Source organism: Pseudomonas sp. FeS53a, assembly GCF_000931385.1.
GTDB lineage: Bacteria > Pseudomonadota > Gammaproteobacteria > Pseudomonadales > Pseudomonadaceae > Metapseudomonas > Metapseudomonas otitidis.
This window is the reverse complement of the sequence record NZ_JYFT01000063.1, coordinates 121053-141846: the sequence shown is the minus strand read 5'-3', so window position 1 is coordinate 141846 and position 20794 is coordinate 121053. Positions and strand designations below refer to the sequence as shown.

Annotated in this window: 18 protein-coding genes; 4 read left to right on the top strand and 14 right to left on the bottom strand. The window is 61.1% G+C overall.

Going from position 1 to position 20794, the window contains the following annotated elements:
- The first annotated feature begins 70 nt into the window (after positions 1-70).
- Positions 71-1387, top strand: a complete 1317-nt coding sequence (locus SZ55_RS20310) for a DEAD/DEAH box helicase (RefSeq protein WP_044410630.1) — start codon at positions 71-73, stop codon at positions 1385-1387.
- A 573-nt stretch (positions 1388-1960) separates the two neighbouring features.
- Here the strand turns inward: SZ55_RS20310 and SZ55_RS20305 are convergent.
- From SZ55_RS20305 to SZ55_RS20275, 11 genes are all read right to left on the bottom strand, one after another.
- Positions 1961-2428 carry a PAS domain-containing protein gene (locus SZ55_RS20305; RefSeq protein WP_044410628.1) on the bottom strand — a complete coding sequence of 156 codons (468 nt, stop codon included), beginning with the start codon at positions 2426-2428 and terminating at the stop codon, positions 1961-1963.
- 3 nt (positions 2429-2431) lie between these two features.
- Positions 2432-3439 carry a response regulator gene (locus SZ55_RS20300; RefSeq protein WP_044410626.1) on the bottom strand — a complete coding sequence of 336 codons (1008 nt, stop codon included), beginning with the start codon at positions 3437-3439 and terminating at the stop codon, positions 2432-2434.
- Between the two features lie 99 nt (positions 3440-3538).
- Positions 3539-4150, bottom strand: coding sequence for a GNAT family N-acetyltransferase (locus SZ55_RS20295; RefSeq protein ID WP_044410624.1), 612 nt, complete (start codon positions 4148-4150; stop codon positions 3539-3541).
- Between the two features lie 65 nt (positions 4151-4215).
- Positions 4216-5451 carry a TIGR03862 family flavoprotein gene (locus SZ55_RS20290; RefSeq protein WP_044410621.1) on the bottom strand — a complete coding sequence of 412 codons (1236 nt, stop codon included), beginning with the start codon at positions 5449-5451 and terminating at the stop codon, positions 4216-4218.
- A 150-nt stretch (positions 5452-5601) separates the two neighbouring features.
- Positions 5602-6138 carry a hypothetical protein gene (locus SZ55_RS28170; RefSeq protein WP_152644526.1) on the bottom strand — a complete coding sequence of 179 codons (537 nt, stop codon included), beginning with the start codon at positions 6136-6138 and terminating at the stop codon, positions 5602-5604.
- Between the two features lie 372 nt (positions 6139-6510).
- Complete coding sequence (locus tag SZ55_RS28165) at positions 6511-7041, bottom strand: hypothetical protein (protein WP_152644525.1); 531 nt, start codon at positions 7039-7041, stop codon at positions 6511-6513.
- A 1976-nt stretch (positions 7042-9017) separates the two neighbouring features.
- A complete protein-coding gene (locus tag SZ55_RS28160; RefSeq protein WP_152644524.1) occupies positions 9018-9683 on the bottom strand; it encodes a hypothetical protein in 666 nt (221 codons plus the stop codon).
- 146 nt (positions 9684-9829) lie between these two features.
- Positions 9830-10240 carry a lysozyme inhibitor LprI family protein gene (locus tag SZ55_RS27650; protein ID WP_082078304.1) on the bottom strand — a complete coding sequence of 137 codons (411 nt, stop codon included), beginning with the start codon at positions 10238-10240 and terminating at the stop codon, positions 9830-9832.
- Positions 10241-10250: 10 nt separating this feature from the next.
- On the bottom strand, positions 10251-12857 hold the full coding sequence (locus SZ55_RS28530; RefSeq protein ID WP_044410619.1) for a hypothetical protein: 2607 nt from the start codon (positions 12855-12857) through the stop codon (positions 10251-10253).
- Positions 12858-12892: 35 nt separating this feature from the next.
- The gene (gene tssI / locus SZ55_RS20280) at positions 12893-15025 is read right to left on the bottom strand and encodes a type VI secretion system Vgr family protein (RefSeq protein ID WP_044410616.1); all 2133 of its coding nucleotides are present in this window, start codon (positions 15023-15025) and stop codon (positions 12893-12895) included.
- Between the two features lie 165 nt (positions 15026-15190).
- Positions 15191-16111 carry a histone deacetylase family protein gene (locus SZ55_RS20275; RefSeq protein WP_044410613.1) on the bottom strand — a complete coding sequence of 307 codons (921 nt, stop codon included), beginning with the start codon at positions 16109-16111 and terminating at the stop codon, positions 15191-15193.
- Between the two features lie 65 nt (positions 16112-16176).
- Here SZ55_RS20275 and SZ55_RS20270 point away from each other — a divergent pair, with 65 nt between their 5' ends.
- The 3 genes from SZ55_RS20270 (at position 16177) to SZ55_RS20260 (ending at position 18433) form a co-directional block, all read left to right on the top strand.
- On the top strand, positions 16177-16737 hold the full coding sequence (locus tag SZ55_RS20270) for a GNAT family N-acetyltransferase (protein WP_044410610.1): 561 nt from the start codon (positions 16177-16179) through the stop codon (positions 16735-16737).
- Positions 16738-16937: 200 nt separating this feature from the next.
- On the top strand, positions 16938-17807 hold the full coding sequence (gene tesB / locus SZ55_RS20265) for an acyl-CoA thioesterase II (RefSeq protein ID WP_044410606.1): 870 nt from the start codon (positions 16938-16940) through the stop codon (positions 17805-17807).
- Positions 17804-18433 (top strand): HAD family hydrolase, encoded by a 630-nt coding sequence (locus SZ55_RS20260; protein ID WP_269082612.1) that lies wholly within the window; start codon positions 17804-17806, stop codon positions 18431-18433. Before tesB ends, SZ55_RS20260 begins: the two co-directional genes overlap by 4 nt.
- A 7-nt stretch (positions 18434-18440) precedes the next feature.
- Here SZ55_RS20260 and ypfJ read toward each other — a convergent pair whose 3' ends face one another.
- The 3 genes from ypfJ to SZ55_RS20245 all read right to left on the bottom strand — a co-directional run bounded on the left by ypfJ (position 18441) and on the right by SZ55_RS20245 (position 20713).
- The gene (gene ypfJ, locus SZ55_RS20255; protein WP_044410603.1) at positions 18441-19295 is read right to left on the bottom strand and encodes a KPN_02809 family neutral zinc metallopeptidase; all 855 of its coding nucleotides are present in this window, start codon (positions 19293-19295) and stop codon (positions 18441-18443) included.
- Between the two features lie 66 nt (positions 19296-19361).
- Positions 19362-20219: a PhzF family phenazine biosynthesis protein gene (locus SZ55_RS20250; protein ID WP_044410601.1), complete on the bottom strand. Its 858-nt coding sequence runs from the start codon at positions 20217-20219 to the stop codon at positions 19362-19364.
- Positions 20220-20278: 59 nt separating this feature from the next.
- On the bottom strand, positions 20279-20713 hold the full coding sequence (locus SZ55_RS20245; RefSeq protein WP_044410598.1) for a DUF411 domain-containing protein: 435 nt from the start codon (positions 20711-20713) through the stop codon (positions 20279-20281).
- Positions 20714-20794 lie beyond the last annotated feature (81 nt).

The window sequence follows — 20794 nt, the reverse complement described above, 5'->3', positions numbered from 1 at the left end:
GCCAGCCCAGCGTGCCGGCGAGGCCGCAAGGCCCTAGAATGTCGGCTTTCCATCCTGCCGGCTGTTTTCCATGACCTTTGCATCCCTTGGCCTGATCGAACCCCTGCTGCGCGCCCTCGACGGGCTCGGCTACCAGACCCCTTCACCGGTCCAGGCCGAGGCGATACCCGCCGTGCTCAAGGGGCGCGACCTGATGGCCGCGGCCCAGACCGGCACCGGCAAGACCGCCGGCTTCGCCCTGCCGCTGCTGCAGAAGCTCACCCAGGAAGGCCCCCAGGTGGCGGCCAACTCGGTGCGCGCCCTGGTGCTGGTGCCCACCCGCGAGCTGGCCGAGCAGGTCCACCAGAGCCTCCAGGCCTACGGCCAGCACCTCCCCCTGCGCACCTACGCGGTGTACGGCGGGGTCAGCATCAACCCGCAGATGATGAAGCTGCGCAAGGGCATCGACCTGCTGGTGGCCACCCCGGGCCGCCTGCTCGACCTATACCGGCAGAACGCGGTGAAGTTCAGCCAGCTGCAGGCGCTGGTGCTGGACGAGGCCGACCGCATGCTCGACCTGGGCTTCGCCCGCGAGCTGGACGAACTCTTCGTCGCCCTGCCGCGTCGCCGGCAGACCCTGCTGTTCTCCGCCACCTTCTCCGACGCCATCCGCCAGATGGCCCGCCACCTGCTGCGCGACCCGCTGAGCATCGAGGTCAGCCCGCGCAACGCGGCGGCCCGCAGCGTGCGTCAGTGGCTGGTGCCGGTGGACAAGAAGCGCAAGACCGAACTCTTCCTGCACCTGCTGGAGCAGCACCGCTGGCGCCAGGTGCTGGTGTTCGCCAAGACCCGCAAGGGCGTCGACCAGTTGGTGGAGGTGCTGCACGCGCGCGGCATCGCCGCCGACTCGATCCACGGCGACAAGCCCCAGCCCTCGCGCCTGCGGGCCCTGGAGCGGTTCAAGGCCGGGGAGGTGGACATGCTGGTGGCCACCGACGTGGCGGCCCGTGGCCTGGATATCCACGACCTGCCCCAGGTGGTGAACCTGGACCTGCCCATCGTCGCCGAGGACTACGTCCACCGCATCGGCCGCACCGGGCGTGCCGGGGCCACCGGTGAGGCGGTGTCGCTGGTGTGCGCCGACGAGGTGGAGCTGCTCTCGGCCATCGAGGTGCTGATCCGCCAGACCTTGGAGCGCCGCGAGGAGCCGGGGTTCGAGCCGGACCACCGGGTGCCGGTCACCGACGCCAGCGGCGCCATCCTGAAGAAGCCGAAGAAACCCAAGAAGCCGAAGGAGCCGGCGGCCGGTGGCAAGCCCGCGCGCCTGGGCAACTGGATCGACAGCGAGAAGCCCAAGGTCAAGGCGGTGCGCAAGAGCCCCGGCTTCTCCCGTGGCAAGAAGGGCTGATCCGCTTCGGTGTAGTACCCCGGTTCGCCGGGGTATTGCGTTATCGCCAATTGGAATTTGAGCGCGCTGCTCAATAACCGATCAACCCGCTCCAGCCCCCGCCGTGCCTGGCTCCGCCTGGCCTTTCCACGAGTTATCCACAATCCGTTCCACAGGAAATGGGGGCAGAAAACGCCCCCTGCGGCATCCCGCCGCTCTAGTTCGCGGCCTTGAAACGCGACGGCGGGTATTGCCTTTTCCCGCGTCTGATGGCAAGCGCCGGTTCGTCGACAATCCCCAGGGAAATTTCCCTTTTCCGTGTGCTGTACGAAATCTGCTCGCTGGCTGGAACGCCAGTATTCATGGGGCTTGCAGGCAGTTCTCTACGAGTTGTCCACAGGCTCCTCCACAGTTTTTGTGGGCAGCTGCAGGCTTGCCTGGAGCCGGTTGATCTGTTAGCCGGCAGGCGGTTCCGAGGTTTCGGATTTGTACGAAAAATGATCAGTTCGGGCGGGGGCCGGCCCCTGCTGGGGCCGGGCTCGGCATCCACCCGCTGTCCACAAGGTTATCCACAGGTTCTGTGAATAGTCGGGCTCAGGGCTCGCCGCCCTTGCCGGCACGCAGGGCAGCCGCCTGCAGCTTGTAGCGGGCCACTTCGGTGACGTCGTAGATGACGATGCACAGGTGGTCCACCTGGCCGTTGGCGCCCCCCAGGGGGAGCAGGGTGACGTTCTGGTACATGAAGGCTTCCTCGCCGGTGATCGGCTGGTAGTTGTCGAAGCGCATCAGGTACGGGCGCTGTTCCCACAGGCTGAAGGCCCGGGTGCCCAGTTGCACCACGCTGTCCACCTTGCGCCGCAGCCAGGTCTCGTCGATCTCGGCGAACAGCTCGAACAGCGGCTTGCCGTGGACCTCGTCGGGGCCGAGGCCGGAGTGGTTCTCCATGAAGCTGTTCCACACCTCGACGCGGTACTGGCGGTCCACCACCACCACGCCGACGTCGATGCATTGGACGATGTCCAGCAGCCAGTGGATTTCCTTGATATCGATCTGTGCCGGCATGGGTCAGTCCATCAGGTAGCGGATCTTGTGGGTGAGGCGCGGGATGGCCTCTTCGGTGAACAGCACCAGCAGGTCGAAGTGGATGTCGTGGCCCTCCAGGCTGTAGCTGATCTCCACCGCCAGGGTCTTCTTCCAGCGGCTGCGGTTGAGCTGGATCAGCCGCTCGATGGAGGCGTGCTGGCCCAGCAGCTGTGGGTGGCCCTGGGAGAAGCGTACGTCGATCTGCTCGGCGATGCCCGCCAGGCAGGCGCCGATGAGGATGCTGGCGAGGTCCAGCAGCATCTCCGAGGTCTCGTTGTCGTCCGCCGGCTGCCAGCGCAGCAGGCGCGCCATGTCGGCGATCTCCGAGTCGTGGAACAGCAGCAGCGCCTCGCCGGCGATGGCGTCGCCGATGAAGCCCTGGCACACCGCACTCAGCCGCTCGCCGCGCTGGGCGTCGGCCAGGGTCATGTGCAGTTCGCTGACTTCGAAGATGTTCACGTTGGGCACCGGCAACTGCACGAACACCCCGAGCACCTTGGCCAGCAGCGCGGCGGCGCGGCCCATGGCGACGTTGGTCACCTCGCGCAGGGCGTCGCGGAAGTTGACCTTCAGCGACAGCTCTTCGCGGGGCGGCAGGTCCACCGGCGGGGCGTCGTCGGCCGGCGGGCGCATCAGCCCCAGGCGCAGCAGGGTGGCGCGCAGTTCGTCGGGGTCGGCGGGCTTCTTGATGAAGGCCAGCGCGCCGAGTTCCATCACCCGGCGCTGGGCTTCGTCCTGGATGTCGCCGGACACCACCACCACGCGGGCCTTGAGGCCCTCGGCGCGGAGCTGGGCGAGTACCTGGTAGCCGTCCATCACCGGCATCGTCAGGTCGAGCAGCACCACCAGGCCGAGGCCCTGGCGGATCGCGGCCATGGCTTCTTCCCCGTGGTTGGCCTGGGTGATGGACACCGGCCATTCCGGGGGCAGCGCGCGGATCAATTGCTTGCGCGCCATCATCGAGTCGTCGCAGACGAGAAGGGGGATCACTGAGCGGTTCCGCCGTGGACTGCTGGGAGGTGAAAGCAAGCATAGACGCTGTGAGGAGCGCCCCGAAAGCCGTCTTGCACCTTCTCTGTGGGGTGTTCTTCAGCGCGCGTCGAGGGGGCGCACCATGAAGCGGTGGGCAGCGATGCCGGGCACGCCGGACGGGCGCTCCAGCATCACCCGAAAGCCCAGGCGCTCGTACAGCGCCTGAGCGCGGGGATTGGCGGCGGAAACGTCCAGCGCCGCGCGGTGGTAGCCCTCCAGGCGGCCCAGGTGCAGCAGGTGGTCGATCAGCTGGCGGCCGATGCCCTGGCCGGTGAGGTCGTCGGCCACGCCCAGGTGGGCGAGGTAGCAGGCATCGCGCGGTGGCGGCTGGATCACCTGCTCCAGCTGCAGGCCCCGGCGGATCACCGCCGGGGCGCCCAGGTGGTAGAAGCCGAGGATCTGGCCCAGCGCCGCCAGGCTGTTGGCGAGGTTGCGGGCGCCGCTGAAGGCCGCGCCGGTGGCGACGATGCGCCCGTCCAGCTCGCCGACCCAGTGCAGGTCATGGCCGAACTCGCCGGCCGGGCGGGCCAGCGTCCAGCGCAGGAAGTCGAGCGCGTGGCGCTTGCCGTGGCTGAAGGCGTAGTCAAAGGCGGCCGGGCCCGAGCGGTAGACCAGCGGGGCGATGGCGGGGGCATCAGCGGCGACGGCGGGGCGGAAGGTCAACGGCATAGTGACTTCGACTGCGCGGGGGAGAGGCGAAATCTAGCACGATGGTTCCGTTTTCCAAGTGGCCGTCACGCCTGGGCGTCGATCCCCAACCAGTCCAGCATGCCGAGGCCGGCACGCCGGCCGCTGGCGAAGCAGGCGGTGAGCAGGTAGCCGCCGGTGGGGGCCTCCCAGTCGAGCATCTCCCCGGCGCAGAAGACCCCGGGCAGGTCCTTCAGCATCAGGCCCTCGGTCAGCGCCTCGAACGGCACGCCGCCGGCGGAGCTGATGGCCTCGTCCAGCGGGCGCGGGCGCACCAGGGTGAGGGGCAGGCGCTTGATCACGGCGGCCAGGCGCGCCGGGTCCTGGAAATCCGCCTGGCTGGACAGTTCCCGCAGCAGGCTGGCACGGGCGCCGTCCAGGCCCAGCTGGCTGTGCAGGTGCTTGGCCATGGAGCGCGAACCCCGGGGCCGGGCGAGGGCGGCGCGGACTTTTTCCGCCGGCTGGTTGGGCAGCAAGTCGAGGTACACCGTGGCCTGGCCATCCCGGTTGATACGCTCGCGGATCGCCGCAGACAGGGCATAGACCAGGCTGCCCTCGACGCCCTGCTCGGTGAGCACGAATTCGCCCTGGCGCGGCGGCGTGTCGTCCAGGGCCATGGCCACCGGCTTGATCGGCGCGCCGGCGAACTTCTCCTTCAGCAGCGCGCTCCAGCCCGCCACCTCGAAACCACAATTGCTCGGCTGCAGGCGCCGCACCTGAACGCCACGGGCTTCCAGCAGCGGCACCCAGGCCCCGTTCGAACCCAGCCGTGCCCAGCTGCCGCCCCCCAGGGCCAGCAGGCAGGCGCTGGCCTCGACGTGGACTTCCACGTCCGGCGTGGCCAGGCGCAGCGCACCGCCCTCGGCCCAGCCGAGCCAGCGGTGCCGCGTGTGGACCTGCACCCCCAGCTCGCGCAGGCGCTTGAGCCAGGCCCGCAGCAACGGCGCGGCCTTCATGTCCGTGGGGAACACCCGCCCGGACGTCCCGACGAAGGTGTCGATCCCCAGGCCATGGATCCACCCCCGCAACGCCTCGGCATCGAACCCTTCCAGCAGGGCGGCCACTTCGTCCCGCCGCTCGCCATAACGCCCCAGGAAGGGGGCCAGCGGCTCGGAGTGGGTGATGTTCATCCCGCCAACACCGGCCAACAGGAACTTGCGCCCCACCGACGGCATGGCGTCGTAGAGATCGACACGCACACCGGCACGGGCCAGGACTTCAGCGGCCATCAGGCCGGCAGGGCCGCCGCCGATAACGGCGACGCAGGGGAGGGGCTGGGTCATGAAAGGCAGGGGCTGGCTGGAATGGCGCGCATTCTAGCAGGGGTGATGGCTGGGGCGGTGGTGAGGGATGTCAGAGGCTATTTAATAGCTTGTGAAAACTCTGGTTGTAGGCAGTAGAGTGTCATCTTTTGTGCTTGGAGTAGCGTGTTTCTATGGATGGTTCAGATGGCGATCTATATAAGTTTTGACGTCCTCTGCTGTTTTTAATTTGAAGTGTACTGGTTTTCCCTCTTGATATCCTTCCATTCCACTTGTGTCGGGATTTCGATTTATTAAGTCATTGCCTATGAGGCCATGTTTTCCATTTTCATAAGCGTAGACTTGATAGCCTTTGCCATAGGTTCCGAGTCCGCGACTGTTTATGTTCCAAGAAATAATAGCTATAACGTTGATTTTGTGGCCTATCTTATAAAAGAATAGTGATTCAATGATCGGCGGGCCTCCTGCATAATCATATTTGTCGATAACTATTTCTTTTTCACACTGTCCATTGTTTTTTATCGAGGCGATCATGTAAATGGGGTAGTGTTCTTCTTGTGATTCGGAGAAATAAATTTCAGAATTTCTAATTAATTGATTCTTGAAAGGGCCATGCACAATGCTATCGCTGTAATGGCATGGAGTTGTTTCTGATAAAGCGCTCGATGAAAAAATGAACGGAATTGTTGCTATAAAAATCCGGCGCACCTATGTCTCCTCGCTAAAATAAAGAAAGATTATCTTGATAAGAAATTCAGAGTGCCTCATTTCTCTATGAGGTGTTCTTTTTTGCATGTTTTTTACTGGTTTTACTATGGTTTCGTAAAAACCTCTAATTATTGAAAAGATTCTTTATGTCTTGACAGTTGATCCATCCCTGAATAAGTCCGTGTCTTGGGTTTTTGTACCCAGCTAAGCACCATCCGGATGTTTGATCACTTAATTCAACCAGGTCGCCTTCGACTAAGTATTTGTTTGTACTTTTGCTCTCTAGGGGTTCTGCGTGTAAGTAGGTTTTTTGAAGTATTTCTTTTTTGATAGTTTTTCCAGAAACTAAATCGAAATAATCTCTGGTGGTGATTATTTTTTTATTGTCGCGATATCTTTATAGGGGAAGTGGTAGGTTGTTGTGTTTTCTTTTTCGTCATATATATCCCCGCCTGCACCGAAAAAATTTGTTTGAGCATTTTCCAGTTTAAATTCTAGGTTGTGTTTTCTGTATGCGCGAACGCTATAGTAGTCACTTGAATAGTTCACTCCTGTCGCTGTGTTGCTTATTTCTGTGGCTTGAATGATAAATAAAAATTCTCCGCTCTTGCTGGGGTTGTTTATAAAAGTAGCCCCGGCGATTCGTCCAGGGTTTGCTAAATAGTGCAGTCGGTCGAACTCTATAAGTTTTTTTGTGATGCAGTTATAAGTGGATAGGGTGATTTGATAGTTTTCTTCAGAAGGTCCTTCTTCTGGTAGCTGCGCTTTGCCAAAGACAACATATAAGGACTCGGATATTTTTATGGGATTGCTTATTTTTTCATCGTTTACTAGGTTGCACTGTGCTTTACATGTGGTAGAGAAAAATAGCACTGCTATTAAGAGTGATTTGGAAATGCTCATTCGCAGGTGGCTCCATATAGCTCTGAAAATGTAATCGAGATTTCATTAATGAATTGTCTCAATCCGCGAAGTAGGGCTTTAGTGCTGGTTCACTGGAGTGCCGTTGATTGAGATATAACACGATACACATAGATCACTCAGAAAGCCGGCGTAGATATTACTCATTCGATCCGGGAGTCCTTGGCAGCGCGCCGGATGAACGCACCTGAAAAATACCCGCGTCCTGCAAATACTTATAACCACTATCGAATATGACTAAAGGTCACTTGGCTATTTATCTTGGTCCGCAAGATATTTTTTGATGGCACCTGCGTTCTTATAAGTGCAGTTGGTTGCTTTTTTTGTCTCTAGGTAGATGCCCTCATAGCAGCTTTGGAGTTTTGGGTCCTGAGGGTCGCCAGGAAAGAAAATGAGTGACAATGTGTCTCCCTCCGAAATTATAGGTATCGCTAATGTTGAATATAAAACGCCATTAAAATGATTGCTTGAAATGGGGCTTCTAGTTAGAACGTACATTGTTTTCCCAGCTCTGCTGGGTGTCTTCCAATCGTAAAAGAATACTGAGGTAACTTCTTCGCCCTCAATCTTCCAAATGTATTTAAGGTCGGCATTTAGGGGGTGGACTTGGACGTAAAAAATTTCGCCTGCTGCTATGTGTGCTTCTGAAATGCTGTTTTTGAAATTGCTCTTCAAAAAATATACGACCAGTTTTTTGTTGTCTTCAGATACCACTACCGGAGGGTGAAGCTCTCCGATGTAACGTGGGGCGGGTGCAGTCGCAGTTAGTGCTAGCGCTTTGTTTGTTAAGGTTAAGGATAAAATTAGCATGCGGAATAGTGTCTTTAGATGTGTTTTCATCCGTAAGTGTTTTCGATGTTATTGGTAAGTATGCGGAGCCCAAATTTTTTAGCTTTCGATTTTAATGGTGGGTAGTGCTGGTTTGAAGATGTTGTTGTTATTGCTAAAAATTAATTTTCCTTAAGTAACGCTCTGCAGCTTTCGTGGAAAGCTCTTTCTGAAAAAGCAATGCCATAATAAGTTGGGGTGTTATGCAGTTTTTCTCAAATATCCACTTCTTTGGGGCGGTGCTTTCTAGTTCATTAACTATTAAGCTAATTGGGTCGCCTGCAATGCTTGATAGACATGAGCCATAATATTTTTTGAACGAATTTCTCGCGAGATCATTGCTTTCTAGCAACTCTTTGTAATTAATTGACTTTATCGGCATGGGTGGGCTCTTAAAGAAAACGCTCCTTACAGCTAACTCTCCAGAAAACGCTATCGTTTCTTCGCGAGAAATATCGAGGGTTTCACTTAGAAGATTTATGAAAATTTTCCGATCAAGACAAATTGCCGTATCAGGGCTGCAGAAGTAAAAATTCAATAAAAGGTGCTCATTTGCAATTGCTGCGCCACGAAATATTTTCAGCCCTCCCTTGTTGCGAACAGATTTACTTGGGATTAGTTCGTTGTTGTGGATTTTGCGTATTCCATTAATTTTTATGTCAAGCTCGTAGAAGTCTTGTCCTGTGTCTATTAAGTTTACTTCTATTTTTTATTCTCTAGTCTGGATTTTATGGATAGTTCTTCTTCTGCATGACTGTTCAGGGTGAGGGTGGTAACTACAAATATAAAAAATAATCGCTTAATTAAGTGCTCTCTCTTCATCCTGTATTTTCTTGAATTGATTGCTGTCATTAATGGCTGTCATTGGTGGAGAGCTATTGCTTTTTCAAGGTCTTAATAAAAAATTACAATATGTCGGATATTTTTATCCAGGGCTGGTTTTTTTGATTGTGTCTTGTTGGGGACTATGGTGAGCGCTCGTAAACCCTTTGGGGTATGGTTTTTTCTCTTTTCTTAGTTGACATGAGAATTCTGTATTTTCTATAGCTCTCACGTGCTTCTTTGAATTTTTTTGCACTCCAGTAAGTGTCGGCTAAATTCAGCCATGCGGCCGTTCTCTCTGGTCTTTCTTATAATATTTTTCTTAGGAAGTTAATGGCAGTTTCTGGTTGGCCTGAAAGCTGTAAAAAAGAAGCATATTTCTCTATGAAATCACATATTTCATTGCCGCTAGCTGAATTTTCTATCCAGTGCATGGGCATATTTTCTGCGTAGGGCTTAATTATTGTTATCGCACCCTGTTTGTCACCCTTCTGATATAGGTTTTGGGCTATCTCATGAGTTATTTTAAGCGTTTCAAGAAAATTTTCTTTGTAACTTCTGGTGTGTGCTTCTTGTAAAGAATATATATCTGTAAATGTAACTCCTAAGCCGCATATTCCAAATGTGTCAACTTCTATGAATATGGTTGATTTGCTTCTTTTTTCTAGGGTTATGGGTGGGGTATTGGATGAGGCTTCATCATAGCTAAAATATGATGACTTGAACGGATAGAGTTTGCCTTTAATTACTTTTTCAGTGTCTTTGAGTTTAGCCATGATTATGCAGTTTCCTGCAGTGGCACCTCCTGCAGGTCGGCCTCCCGCTATTGCGAGTAACGTATATGTGTTTTCGGTTTTTGATAAGCTTATTATGCCTTGATTTGACTCGTAAAAATTTATGGATGTGTGTGCGAGTGAGGTTTTTGTGTGGATTATTATTGTAAGGGTGATGATTCTTTTGATGATTCTCTTCATTTTTCTGGGTGCTGATATATGAGGGATTAGGTGGTCTGCCCTTTGGTATTTCCCTCAATGGTTCTCTGGATTAGTGTGTGATAGATTCTGATTGGTCTGGAATTCGTAAAAAGTAAGTAGGGTTTACGATGGGGTTTTGGCTTAATTTATGATTGCGTTCCATATGTTGGGGATATTTTCTCTAGATATGTGGATCTCTCTTTGCTCATCCTAGATATGCAGCTGTTTATTGTTGTTTGATGGGCTTCTGCGGTTTCTTCTATTTGGAATGCTTCAAGCTTACAGTCGGCATCACGCAATTTTATCCACGCTTGTTGTGCCTTTTTTAGCGTGTCAATGTACTGCTTTGAGAGCTCTGGTGAACTAGCATATTGGGCCTTTATTCTCTCAATTACTGCCCTGTAAGAGAGGTTAAGGAGGTTGTCGTATTTTTCTTTTTCGTACTCCGCACATTGAGCGACTTGCTGTGAGTACTGAATGTTTTTACAGGGGTTCTCTGCGGCGCTTCCAGTTGTTGGAAGTGTAAAAATTAATATTTTTATTAATTTTCTTTTCATGTGCTGCTCTCTAGTTGTTTCTAAGATAGTTTGCCCTATTTCGGCCTGGTTCATACTGGCTAATGGCTTGCGTGTTTTCTATGTAGTTTATTAGTTCTTCCTTGTTATTTCGCATTCCTGCTTTCATCGGATTCGCTCCCTTGGTAAAGCCCTGATATACAAAGTCAACCAGAATATCCCTTATTGTTTGATTGAGATCTGGCCATTCAACCCTGTCCGGCTCGTTTGCGGTCCAATGATTATAGTTTTCAATGGCACGTTCTACGTATACTGGATATATAAGGTTGAATAGATTGATTTGTTGTTCGTTAGTTATCTCTCCGATGCTTTCTTTATTATTTATTACGAAGTGCTGGGCGTTAGTGCCTTGCTTTTCATATGCTTGAGCGATCTTGCTTGCCTGCTCGTGCTCAATTCCAGCACCTGTCATATGGTTATAGATTTCTTGCTCTGTTCTAAAACCCATGTCGTAGCCTCGGCCAATGGTAACCCCTGACAAGGTGTTTCCTGGCCAGTGAATTACTCGGCTGAAGAATGGAGAGGTGGGTATATCATTTCCTTCGGCATCAAATGTGACTCTTCCTTGTTTAATTAATGGGGGTTTCTTGGTTGCCTGGTTTAAATTAATTAAAAAAGCACACGGCTGAAAATGCCAAGCCTTCCCATCGTCACTAATCCCATGCTTATCCGCCATCTCCGCCCACCAACAAAGTTTCTTGATGCGTTCCTTCTCACTTGCCCAATTGAGATTCGGATCAATACCCGGGAGATGCCCCATCAGGGGATCCAGTTCGTCCCATTTATCGGGTTTCCAGTACCACTCGCTTTCATAGTGAGTCACCAGTTGTGCGATGGATTGGGCGTGCCAGGGTTTTGCTAGGGCGGGGCCTATTTCTTGGGCGGTCAGCAGGCCCTTGGCACCGCCGGGGCGAATGATGTCGTACAGGCGCGCCTTGATCGGGCCCTGGTCTTCCTGGCTGACCAGGGCGCGGTAGTTGGCGCTTTCCTCGTTGGTAAGCCGGCGCCAGGCTTCGTAGAAGTAGGTGGCTTTGCCAACGGGACTGCCGGTTTCCTGAATGAAGTCGTAGCCCTCCCACTCCCAGGGGCTGTGGCGGGTGGTGATGAGGTCCTGCTCGGCCAGCCAGCCGCTGATGGGGTTGCCGTTGCTGTCGGCGAGCAGGTTGTCCAGCCGCCACCAACGGGTCGTTGTGGGCGTGGCACTGCCCGGTAAGGTGGTGTTCTCTTGCAGCTTGCTGTCGGCTGGGAGTTCGTCCAGCAGGCTTTGCGGGATGATCAGGTCGACGCCCACGGTCGTTCCTGCGTCGCTGATCTTCGGGGGATTGCTGGCGTTGATGTCGTCGCGGTGGGGGATAAGTTTGCTCGCATTCTTGTGGACCTTGAGCAAGGTCTTCTGCTCATCGGGAAGGCCGGCAGCCCAGGCTTGGCTTTTGGCGATGAAGGCGGGTACGTCTTCGCAGCTGAACACTTCCAGGTGCAGCAGCCGTTGTGGACTTCGGTCGTTTTCGTTCTGGTAGTGGCCCAGGTGCCCGATCAGTTCGCCAGCCTTGATCGGGTGGGGCGTTGGCAGGACGTACACCTTGTTCGGCTCGGGCGCCGAGCGCGTGCTTTCAAGCGAGCCGAGATGCACGAAGCCCTGGATGTTCCCTGCGCTGTCGGGCGAGAGGGGGGCTATGTCCTTGCCATCCACGATCTCTTTCAGCTTGCAGTAGGTTCCCGTGGAGGACTCCAGGCGGAATGTCGCACCCAGGGGCAGTACGCCGACGATGGGGTCATCACGGCGGCCGTTGCCGTTCTTGCGTACGTTGAGCCCTTTTTCCGGCGCCAAGGTGGGCTCCTGGTCGCTGGCCCGCTCGCCGACCAGGAAGATGCCGGCCTCGGCTGTCTGCTCCATCTCCCCGGGGAAGACCCACATGTTCTCCGTGATCGCCACGGCGGGCAGGGTGCGGCCTTCCACGACCGCCAGGAGCCTGTACCACCCACTGTGGATGGGGTGGGCGTCGCCGACCCTGACCTTGCTGCCCTTGGGGATCAGCGCGACGACCCGGCCGGTGCGTGGCTCGGCCCTGATGCGCAGCCCCTTTACAGGGTCCGTGGCCTTGTCCGCCTTCACCTTGTAGAGGGTTTCCCCCATGAAGGCTGGAGGGTTTGGGGCGTTTGTGCCGGTGTAGCCCTCCCAGTTCAGCAGGTGCATGTAGAGGCTGAAGAAGGTCAGGGACGGCGGCGGTTCGGGGACCGTGCCGGCTGCTGTCGGTTTTGCCGGTGCTTCCAGGTGATGCTTGACCAGCACGAAGCTTCGGGAAAAGACCGCATTGAAGGATGCGCCAGCGGAGGTGAAGTACTGGCTTTCGGGGTGGCGCGTGTCGATCCGGTAGGCGATCACTTCGCCGTCGGCGATGCAGCACACCTGGGATTGATCGAATACCGCTTCAGTATTGCCATCGAAGTGAACCCCACCGTGCCATTGGCCGTTCGCGCCGACCGGGTAGTAGCCGCCACTTGCCTGGGCCATTGCCGTCAGGTGCTGGATGGGATCGAGTTTCCCTGCCTTGGGCTTGAAGGGAAAACTCCAGTTCTTGACCTTCGTTGTGTCGCTCATGTCTACCGGTCCTTGAGTCATTGCGTCCTGAGCGCTCAGCTCGAGAAGTTGAACATCCGTTTTGGCTGCTGGGGCTCTGTGGGGGTGTTCTGCAGGGCTTTCTCCAGCTCACTGCCTGCCTTGGCTCGATCCGCCTTGCCCGGCAGCACCGGCGGCTTGATGCCGATACCCGAGCCCTTGCCCGGCGCCCCGCCGGCGTTGAGCTTGGCCAGCGGGCCGCTGACGGTGATGCCGCCGGGGTCGAGCTTGATGAAGCTGCCGCCGGCCTGGAGGGTCAGTTCCATGCCGGCTTCGATCACCAGCTTCTGCCCGGCCTTGAGGTGGATTTCCTGCCCGGCTTCCACGAGCCGGTTGCTGCCGATGCGGATGTGCTGCTCGTTGCCCACGGTGAGGTGGTCATCCAGCTTCAGTTCGGTCTTGCGGTCCTTGTGCAGGGTGTGGTGCTGCTCGCCGAGGAATTCGCTGTAGACGCTGCCTTCGACGCGGTCGTGGCGCTGGTGGCCGACGCGGATCTTCTGGTCGTGTTCGATGTTTTCGTCCCAGTCGCGCTGGGCGTGGACGTAGATCTGTTCCTGGCCTTTGCGGTCTTCGATGCGCAGTTCGTTGTAGCCCCCGCCGCCGGGGCTGCTGTCGGTCTTGAGCAGGGTGCGGGTCTTGTGGGCGGGGAGTTCGTAGGGCGGTTGGTGGACGCCGTGGTAGAGGCAGCCGGTGACCAAAGGTTGGTCGGGGTCGCCTTCGAGAAAGGTGACCAACACTTCCATGCCGATGCGGGGGATGGCGATGGCGCCGTAGGCGTTGCCGGCCCAGCTGCTGGCGACCCGCAGCCAACAGCTGGTGTGTTCGTCGGCCTGGCCTTCGCGGTCCCAGTGGAATTGGACCTTGATGCGGCCATGGCGGTCGCAGTGGATTTCTTCGCCCTTTGGGCCGGTGACGACGGCGGTCTGGCTGCCGAGGACTCGGGGCTTGGGGTGGTTGAGGTCGGGCCGAGCGGGGACGTCCCAGGGGATGGCCTGGAAGCGGTTGCGGTAGCCCTGTTTGAAGTCGCCGTCGGGGGTTGCGGGTTCACTGGCGGTGGGCAATGAGACGCCGAGGGCTTTGCTGGCGGCGTTGCTGGCCAGGTTGCGCAAGGCACCTTTGGCGCTTTTCACAACGCCGTCGATGGAGGCGAACTCTTCCAGCACCTGGGGCTGCTTGCCTTCGTGGTGGAGGGCGGTGATCAGCCAGAGGTCGTTCCATTCTTGCTTGGGGTGGTCGGAGAGGCTGAGGAGGTGGCCGCTGACCAGGCGCGGTTCGTCGCTGTCGCCGTCGGCGAGGCGGTAGTCGCGGCGGTGGCGTTCCTGGGCCTGGCGGGCAAGGCGGCGGCCGCGATCGCGGTCGGTGAAGCGGCCGGGGTAGTCGTAGTCTTCGAGGTCGGGTTGGGGGAGGTGGTCCTGGGGGGTGTGGGCGGCTTCCATCAGCAGCCTGGGCTTTTCGAAGAAGTAGTCGCGGCGGGTGACGCGCAAAGTGCGGGCTTCCATGCGCAGGCCGAAGCGTTTGATGACGGGTTCGTCGGCGACCTGGCCGGTGTTGGCGAGGTAGGCGACGGAGCGGCCGAGCTTGGGGAAGGCGCTGGCGTCTTCGCCGAAGACCAGCAGGTGGCTGTCGCTCTGGTGCTCGAAGTGGAAGTGCAGGCCCTCTTCTTCGCAGAGGCGGCTGATGAAGTGCAGGTCGCTTTCGTCGTACTGGGTGCAGTAGTCGCGCGGTGGCGGTGCCTTGGGGCCGAGGCGGAAGCGGTAGGCGTCGGCGAGGATGCCGTGGTCTTCGAGGACCTGGCCGATGATCTGCGGGACGCTCAGGTGCTGGAAGATGCGCTGGTTGTGGCGCAGGGCGAGGTAGGCGAGCCGGGGGACGAGGGTCAGGTGGTAGTGGGTGAGGCGGTTGCCGATCTCGCCGACGGCGATGCCGAAGACCTGCCCGTGGACGCCGCGCCCGTCGGGGGTGAAGGCGAGGAAGGCGGGTTTGTGCAGGAGGCTTTCGAGGTCGAGGCGGCTGCGCTCGCTGACCAGTTCGAGGTCGAAACGGAAGGGCTGGTTGAGGGCTTCGTGCCCGGTGAAGGCGAGGACCTTGAAGTCAGGGTTGGCGCCTTCGATGTCGAGGCTGAAGTGCGCCTGGTTGGCGGGGTTGAACATGCGGGGCTCCGTCCATTGGAACTGGGAGGACGGAGCCTGCCGGGTTGGGCAAGGGCGATTCCATCAGGCGCTTCCGATAGTCACGCGGGAAAACGAGCCAACGCGTTGTTGGCGCCCAATGAGGGCTGGTTTGCCGCCCATGCCGAACCCAAGGCGGGATGGGCCTTATGCCAATCCTTCACTCCGCCACACCCGCGCGGCGCTGTGGTGCAGGATGCCGTGGCGGCGGGCTAGGGCGGCGCGGTCCTTGTCGTAGCCGCCGCCGATCACCCCCACCACCGGGATGTCGCGGCCCAGGCAGTGGCGCATCACCGCTTCGTCGCGACGGGCCAGGCCCGCGTCGGTGAGCTGCAGGTAGCCCAGGGCGTCGTCCTTGTGCACGTCGACGCCGGCGTCGTAGATCACCAGGTCCGGCTGGTAGAGCGGCAGCAGGTAGTTCAGCGCGTCGTCCACCACCTGCAGGTAGCCGTCGTCGGCCAGGCCCATGGGCAGGGGGATGTCCCAGTCGCTCTCGGCCTTGCGTGCGGGGAAGTTCTTTTCGCAGTGCAGCGAGACGGTGATGGCCTCCGGGGTGTCGGCCAGGATGCGGGCGGTGCCGTCGCCCTGGTGCACGTCGCAGTCGAAGATCAGCACCCGGCCGACACGCCCGGCCTCCAGCAGGTAGCGGCTGATCACCGCCAGGTCGTTGAAGATGCAGAAGCCCGAGGGGAAGTCGTAGTGGGCGTGGTGGGTGCCGCCGGCCAGGTGGCAGGCCAGGCCATGTTCCAGGGCCAGTTCCGCCGCCAGCAGCGAGCCGCCCACCGCGCGCACGGTGCGCCGGGCCAGGGCTTCGCTCCAGGGCAGGCCGAGGCGGCGCTGGTCCTCCCGGGCCAGCTCGCCCTGCAGGTAGCGGGCGATGTAGTCCGGGCAATGGGCCAGGGCCAGCACCTCCGGCGGGCACAGGGCCGGGCGGTGCAGGGTGGCGTCGGTGGCGATGCCGCTGGCCACCAGGTGCTGGTACAGCAGGCGGAACTTCTCCATGGGAAAGCGGTGTTCCGGCGGGAAGGGCGGGCTGTAGTCGTCGTGGTAGACCAGCGGCAGGTCCATCGGCGGGTTCTCGTGGCGGGGCGCGGCCGTATGATAGGCGCCTTTGCCCCGCCCCGAGAAAGCCCATGCCCGCCCCCGAGTTGCTGACACCCCGGCTGCGCCTGCGCCCCTGGCGCGACGATGACGCACCGGCCTTTGCCGCACTGAACGCCGACCCGGCAGTAATGCGCCATTTCCCCGCCTGCCTGGACCGCACGGAAAGCGACGCCCTGGCCGCGCGCCTGGGCGAGCACGTCGAGGCCCACGGCTTCGGCCACTGGGTGGTGGAGCAGCGCAGCGATGGCGCCTTCGCCGGCATGCTGGCGTTGCTGCACGTGGGCTTCGAGGCGCCCTTCACCCCGGCGGTGGAGATCGGCTGGCGCCTGCTGCCGCGCTTCTGGGGCCAGGGGCTGGCCGGCGAGGCCGCAGGCGCGGTGCTGGACTTCGCCTTCGCCACCCTGGGGCTGGAGGAGGTGGTGGCCTTCACCGTGCCGGCCAACCAGCCGTCCTGGACGCTCATGCAGCGGCTGGGCATGCGCCGCGACGAGGCGGGGGACTTCGAGCACCCGCGCCTGCCGGAGGGTCACCCCCTGAGGCGCCACGTGCTGTATCGCATCAGCCAGGCGGACTGGGCGGCGCGACGCTGAGGGCGGGCGTGCCGCCGGTCGCCTCTATGAAGCTTGCACGGGGCACCCGCTGAAATGGCGTGAACATCCCCGATGTTTTCCCTCAACCCGAAGCGGCCGAACCTTTATCATTTGCCTCCGGCCGCGCTGCTCGGCCCACCCCGAACGATGAAGACCGCCGCACGGCCGATGCGGCGGCGTGCCTTGCTGAGGAGAACCCCATGACCCAGGTGCTCGACGAACTGGTCGCCCTGCTGAGCCTCGAATCCATCGAGGAGAACCTGTTCCGTGGCGTCAGCCAGGACCTCGGCTTCCGCCAGCTGTTCGGCGGCCAGGTGCTGGGCCAGTCGCTGTCGGCGGCGAGCCAGACGGTGGAGCCGGAGCGCCATGTGCACTCGCTGCATGGCTACTTCCTGCGCCCCGGCGATGCCAGCCTGCCGGTGGTCTACTCGGTGGAGCGGGTGCGCGACGGCGGCAGCTTCAGCACCCGCCGGGTCACGGCGATCCAGAAGGGCCAGCAGATCTTCACCTGCAGTGCGTCCTTCCAGCAGGACGAGGGCGGCTTCGAGCACCAGATCACCATGCCCGACGTACCGGGGCCGGAGAACCTGCCGAGCGAGCTGGAGCTGACCAAGCGCAATGCGCACCTGCTGTCCGAGCGGGTGCGTGACAAGTTCCTCTGCGCCAAGCCCATCGAGATCCGCCCGGTCAGCGCCAACAACCCCTACGACCCCAAGCCCGGCGAGCCGGTCAAGCACGTCTGGTTCCGCGCCGATGGCTCGCTGCCGGACATCGCCGCGCTGCACAAGTACATCCTCGCCTACGCCTCGGACTTCGGCCTGCTGACCACCGCCATGCTGCCCCACGGGGTTTCGGTGTGGCAGAAGTTCATGCAGGTGGCCAGCCTCGACCACGCGCTGTGGTTCCACCGCGACCTGCGCGCCGACGACTGGCTGCTCTACGCCATGGACAGCCCCTGGTCCGGCAATGCCCGCGGGTTCTCCCGTGGCAGCATCTTCAACCGTGCCGGGCAGCTGGTGGCCTCGGTGGCCCAGGAAGGCCTGACCCGCCTGCGCGAGGACTGGAAGTGAACGCCCGCCAGGCGCGGCCGCTGGCCAGCTACCGGCACTGGGTGTTCGACATGGACGGCACCCTGACGGTGGCCGTGCATGACTTCGCCGCCATCCGCCGGGCACTGGACATCCCCCCGGAGGACGACATCCTCCATCACCTGGCCGCCCTGCCGGAGGCCGAGTCCCGCGCCAAGCACGCCTGGCTGCTGGAGCACGAGCGCGAACTGGCCCTGGCCTCGCGTCCGGCCACCGGCGCGGTTCCGCTGGTGCGGGCCCTGCACGAGCAGGGCGTGCGCCTCGGCATCCTCACCCGCAATGCCCGTGAGCTGGCGCTGCTGACCCTGCAGGCCATCGGCCTGGATGACTGCTTCGCCCACGCCGACATCCTCGGCCGCGACGAGGCGCCGCCCAAGCCTCACCCGGGCGGGTTGCTGCACCTGGCCGAGCAGTGGACGGTGGCACCGGAGGAACTGGTGATGGTGGGGGACTACCGCTTCGACCTGGACTGCGGCCGCGCGGCCGGTGCCGCCACGGTGCTGGTCAACCTGCCGGAGAATCCCTGGCCGGAGCTGGCCGACTGGCACCTGCCCGATTGCGTGGCGATGCTCGACCTGTTGCGGGCCGAGGCGCTTCCCGCGCGCTGATCAGGCCCTAGAGGCGCTGCGCCGCGAAGGTGTCGCAGCGCTTCACCTGGCCGCTCTCGAAACCGGCCGTGAACCAGCGCACCCGCTGCTCCGAAGTGCCGTGGGTGAAGGCATCGGGGCGGACCTGGCCCCGCTCCTGGCGTTGCAGGCGGTCGTCGCCGATGGCGCTGGCGGCGTTGAGGGCTTCCTCGACATCACCCGGCTCCAGCCATTGCAGGCGCTTCTGCGCGTGGTGCGCCCAGACCCCGGCCAGGCAGTCGGCCTGTAGTTCCTGGCGTACCAGCAGGCCGTTCGCGCCCTCCAGCCGTGCGCCCCGGCGGCGCGCCTCGTCGAGGCGGGCGGTAAGGCCCAGCACGGTCTGCACGTGGTGCCCCACCTCGTGGGCGATGACGTAGGCCTGGGCGAAGTCGCCGGCGGCGGAGAAGCGCTGGCTCATCTCGCGGAAGAAATCCAGGTCCAGGTACACCTGGCGATCACCAGGGCAATAGAACGGGCCCACCGCCGAACTGGCGTGGCCGCAGGCGGACTCCACCGCGCCGCTGAACAGCACCAGGCGCGGTTCCGGGTAGCTGCGTCCGGCCTGCTGGAAGAGCGCCTGCCAGGTGTCCTCGGTGTCGCCGAGCACGGCGCGGACGAACTCCACCTCCTGCTCGTCGCCCACCGGTGCGCCGCTGTGGGGCGGCGCGGTGGCCACCGAGGCCTGGCGCGCCACCTGGTCGAGGATGGTCAGCGGGTCTTCCCCCAGCAGCAGGCCGACCACCACCACCAGGGCCAGCCCGCCGAGGCCCAGGCCCTTGCCGGGCAGGCCGCTGCGGCGGGCGTCCACCAGGTTGTCGCTGCGTCTTGCGCGCTGCCAACGCATCGTTGCCTCCGCTGCCGTCAAACGCCCAAGTCTTGTCGCCCGGCGCCGTGAGCGCCAGGTCGGTCGTCAGGCCAGCGTTTCGGGAGCCGGCAGCAGGGTGGCGCGGGCCAGCAGGTGCACGCCGCCGCCGACATGCACGTGGCCGTCGGCCTCGACGCGAACTTCCAGGCGGCTGGGGCGCTGCAGGAAGCGCCCCTGGGCGAGGGCGAAGGGCTCGCCCCGAGGCGCCAGACCGCGCTCCACCAGCCAGGCGGCGACCGGGCCGGCGGCGCTGCCGGTGGCGATGTCTTCCACCAGGCCGGCCGGGTCCCAGGTGCGGCCTTCGCGGGCGTCCACGTCGATGAGGAACACGAAGGCCGCGCCGATGGCCGTCAGGTCGTCGTCCAGCAGGCGCTGCTGGCGGGCGTTGGCGAGGCCGGCGGCGGTCACTGGCAGCAGCAGGTAGGGCAGGCCGGTGCTGACCACCCGGGGCGGATGGCGGCGGTCCCACTGGCTGCTGAAGGCAGCGGCGAAGGCGTCGGCGGCCGTCGCGTCCAGTGCCTGGCCGAACCGGGCCGGGCCCTGGTCCATCTCCGCGTGGTAGCCGCCGCCGGCCTGGCGGCGGGTCGTCAGTGGCACGTCACGTTCGCCCAGACGCAGGCGCCAGGTGGCGCTCTCGGTGCGGGCATGCAGGTGGTGGAGCAGGGCGGCGGCGCCAAGGAGCGGGTGGCCGGCGAAGGGCAGTTCTTCTTCCAGGGTGAAGATGCGTGCGGAGAACAGGTCGGCCTCGGCACCGGGCGCGAGGAAGATCGACTCGAACTGCCGCAGCTCGCGGGTCAGGCCCTGCATGGCCGCGCCCGAAAGGCCGCGGGCGTCGGGGAAGACCGCCAGGCCATTGCCTGCCAGTACGCGTTCGGCGAATACATCGACCTGCCAGTAATCCATTTTCGGCTCCGTGAAATGCACGCGGCCGCCCTGGGGCGGCCGCGCTGGGAAAGGGGCGCTCAGTGTGCCGGATATTCCGCCAGCACGCTCTCGCGGCCCTGGCTGTCGAGGCCGACCACCTGGTAGGCGTCCTGGCGGTCGCCCATCTCCATGCCCGGGGAGCCGATGGGCATGCCGGGCACGGCGGCGCCGATCAGGTCGGCGCGCTCGCGCAGGCGCAGCACGTCGCGGGCGGGCACGTGGCCCTCGACGAACTTGCCGTCGATCACGCCGGTGTGGCACGAGCCCAGGCGGTGGGGCACGCCGAGGCGCTCCTTGACCGCGACCATGTCGTTTTCCACGTGGTCGTTGACCTGCAGGCCGTTGTCACGCAGGTGGCTGATCCAGGCCTTGCAGCAGCCGCAGTTGGGGTCGCGGTAGACGTCCAGGGTGACCGGATCGGCGGCCTGGGCGAACAGCGGGGCAACGAGCAGGGGGAGCAGGTAGAGGCGCATGGGAGTTCTCCTGGCGGAAATCGGCGGAGCTTAGCGCCATGCGGGCCGTGGCGCGCGCCAAGGCTGTTACCGGATGTGCCG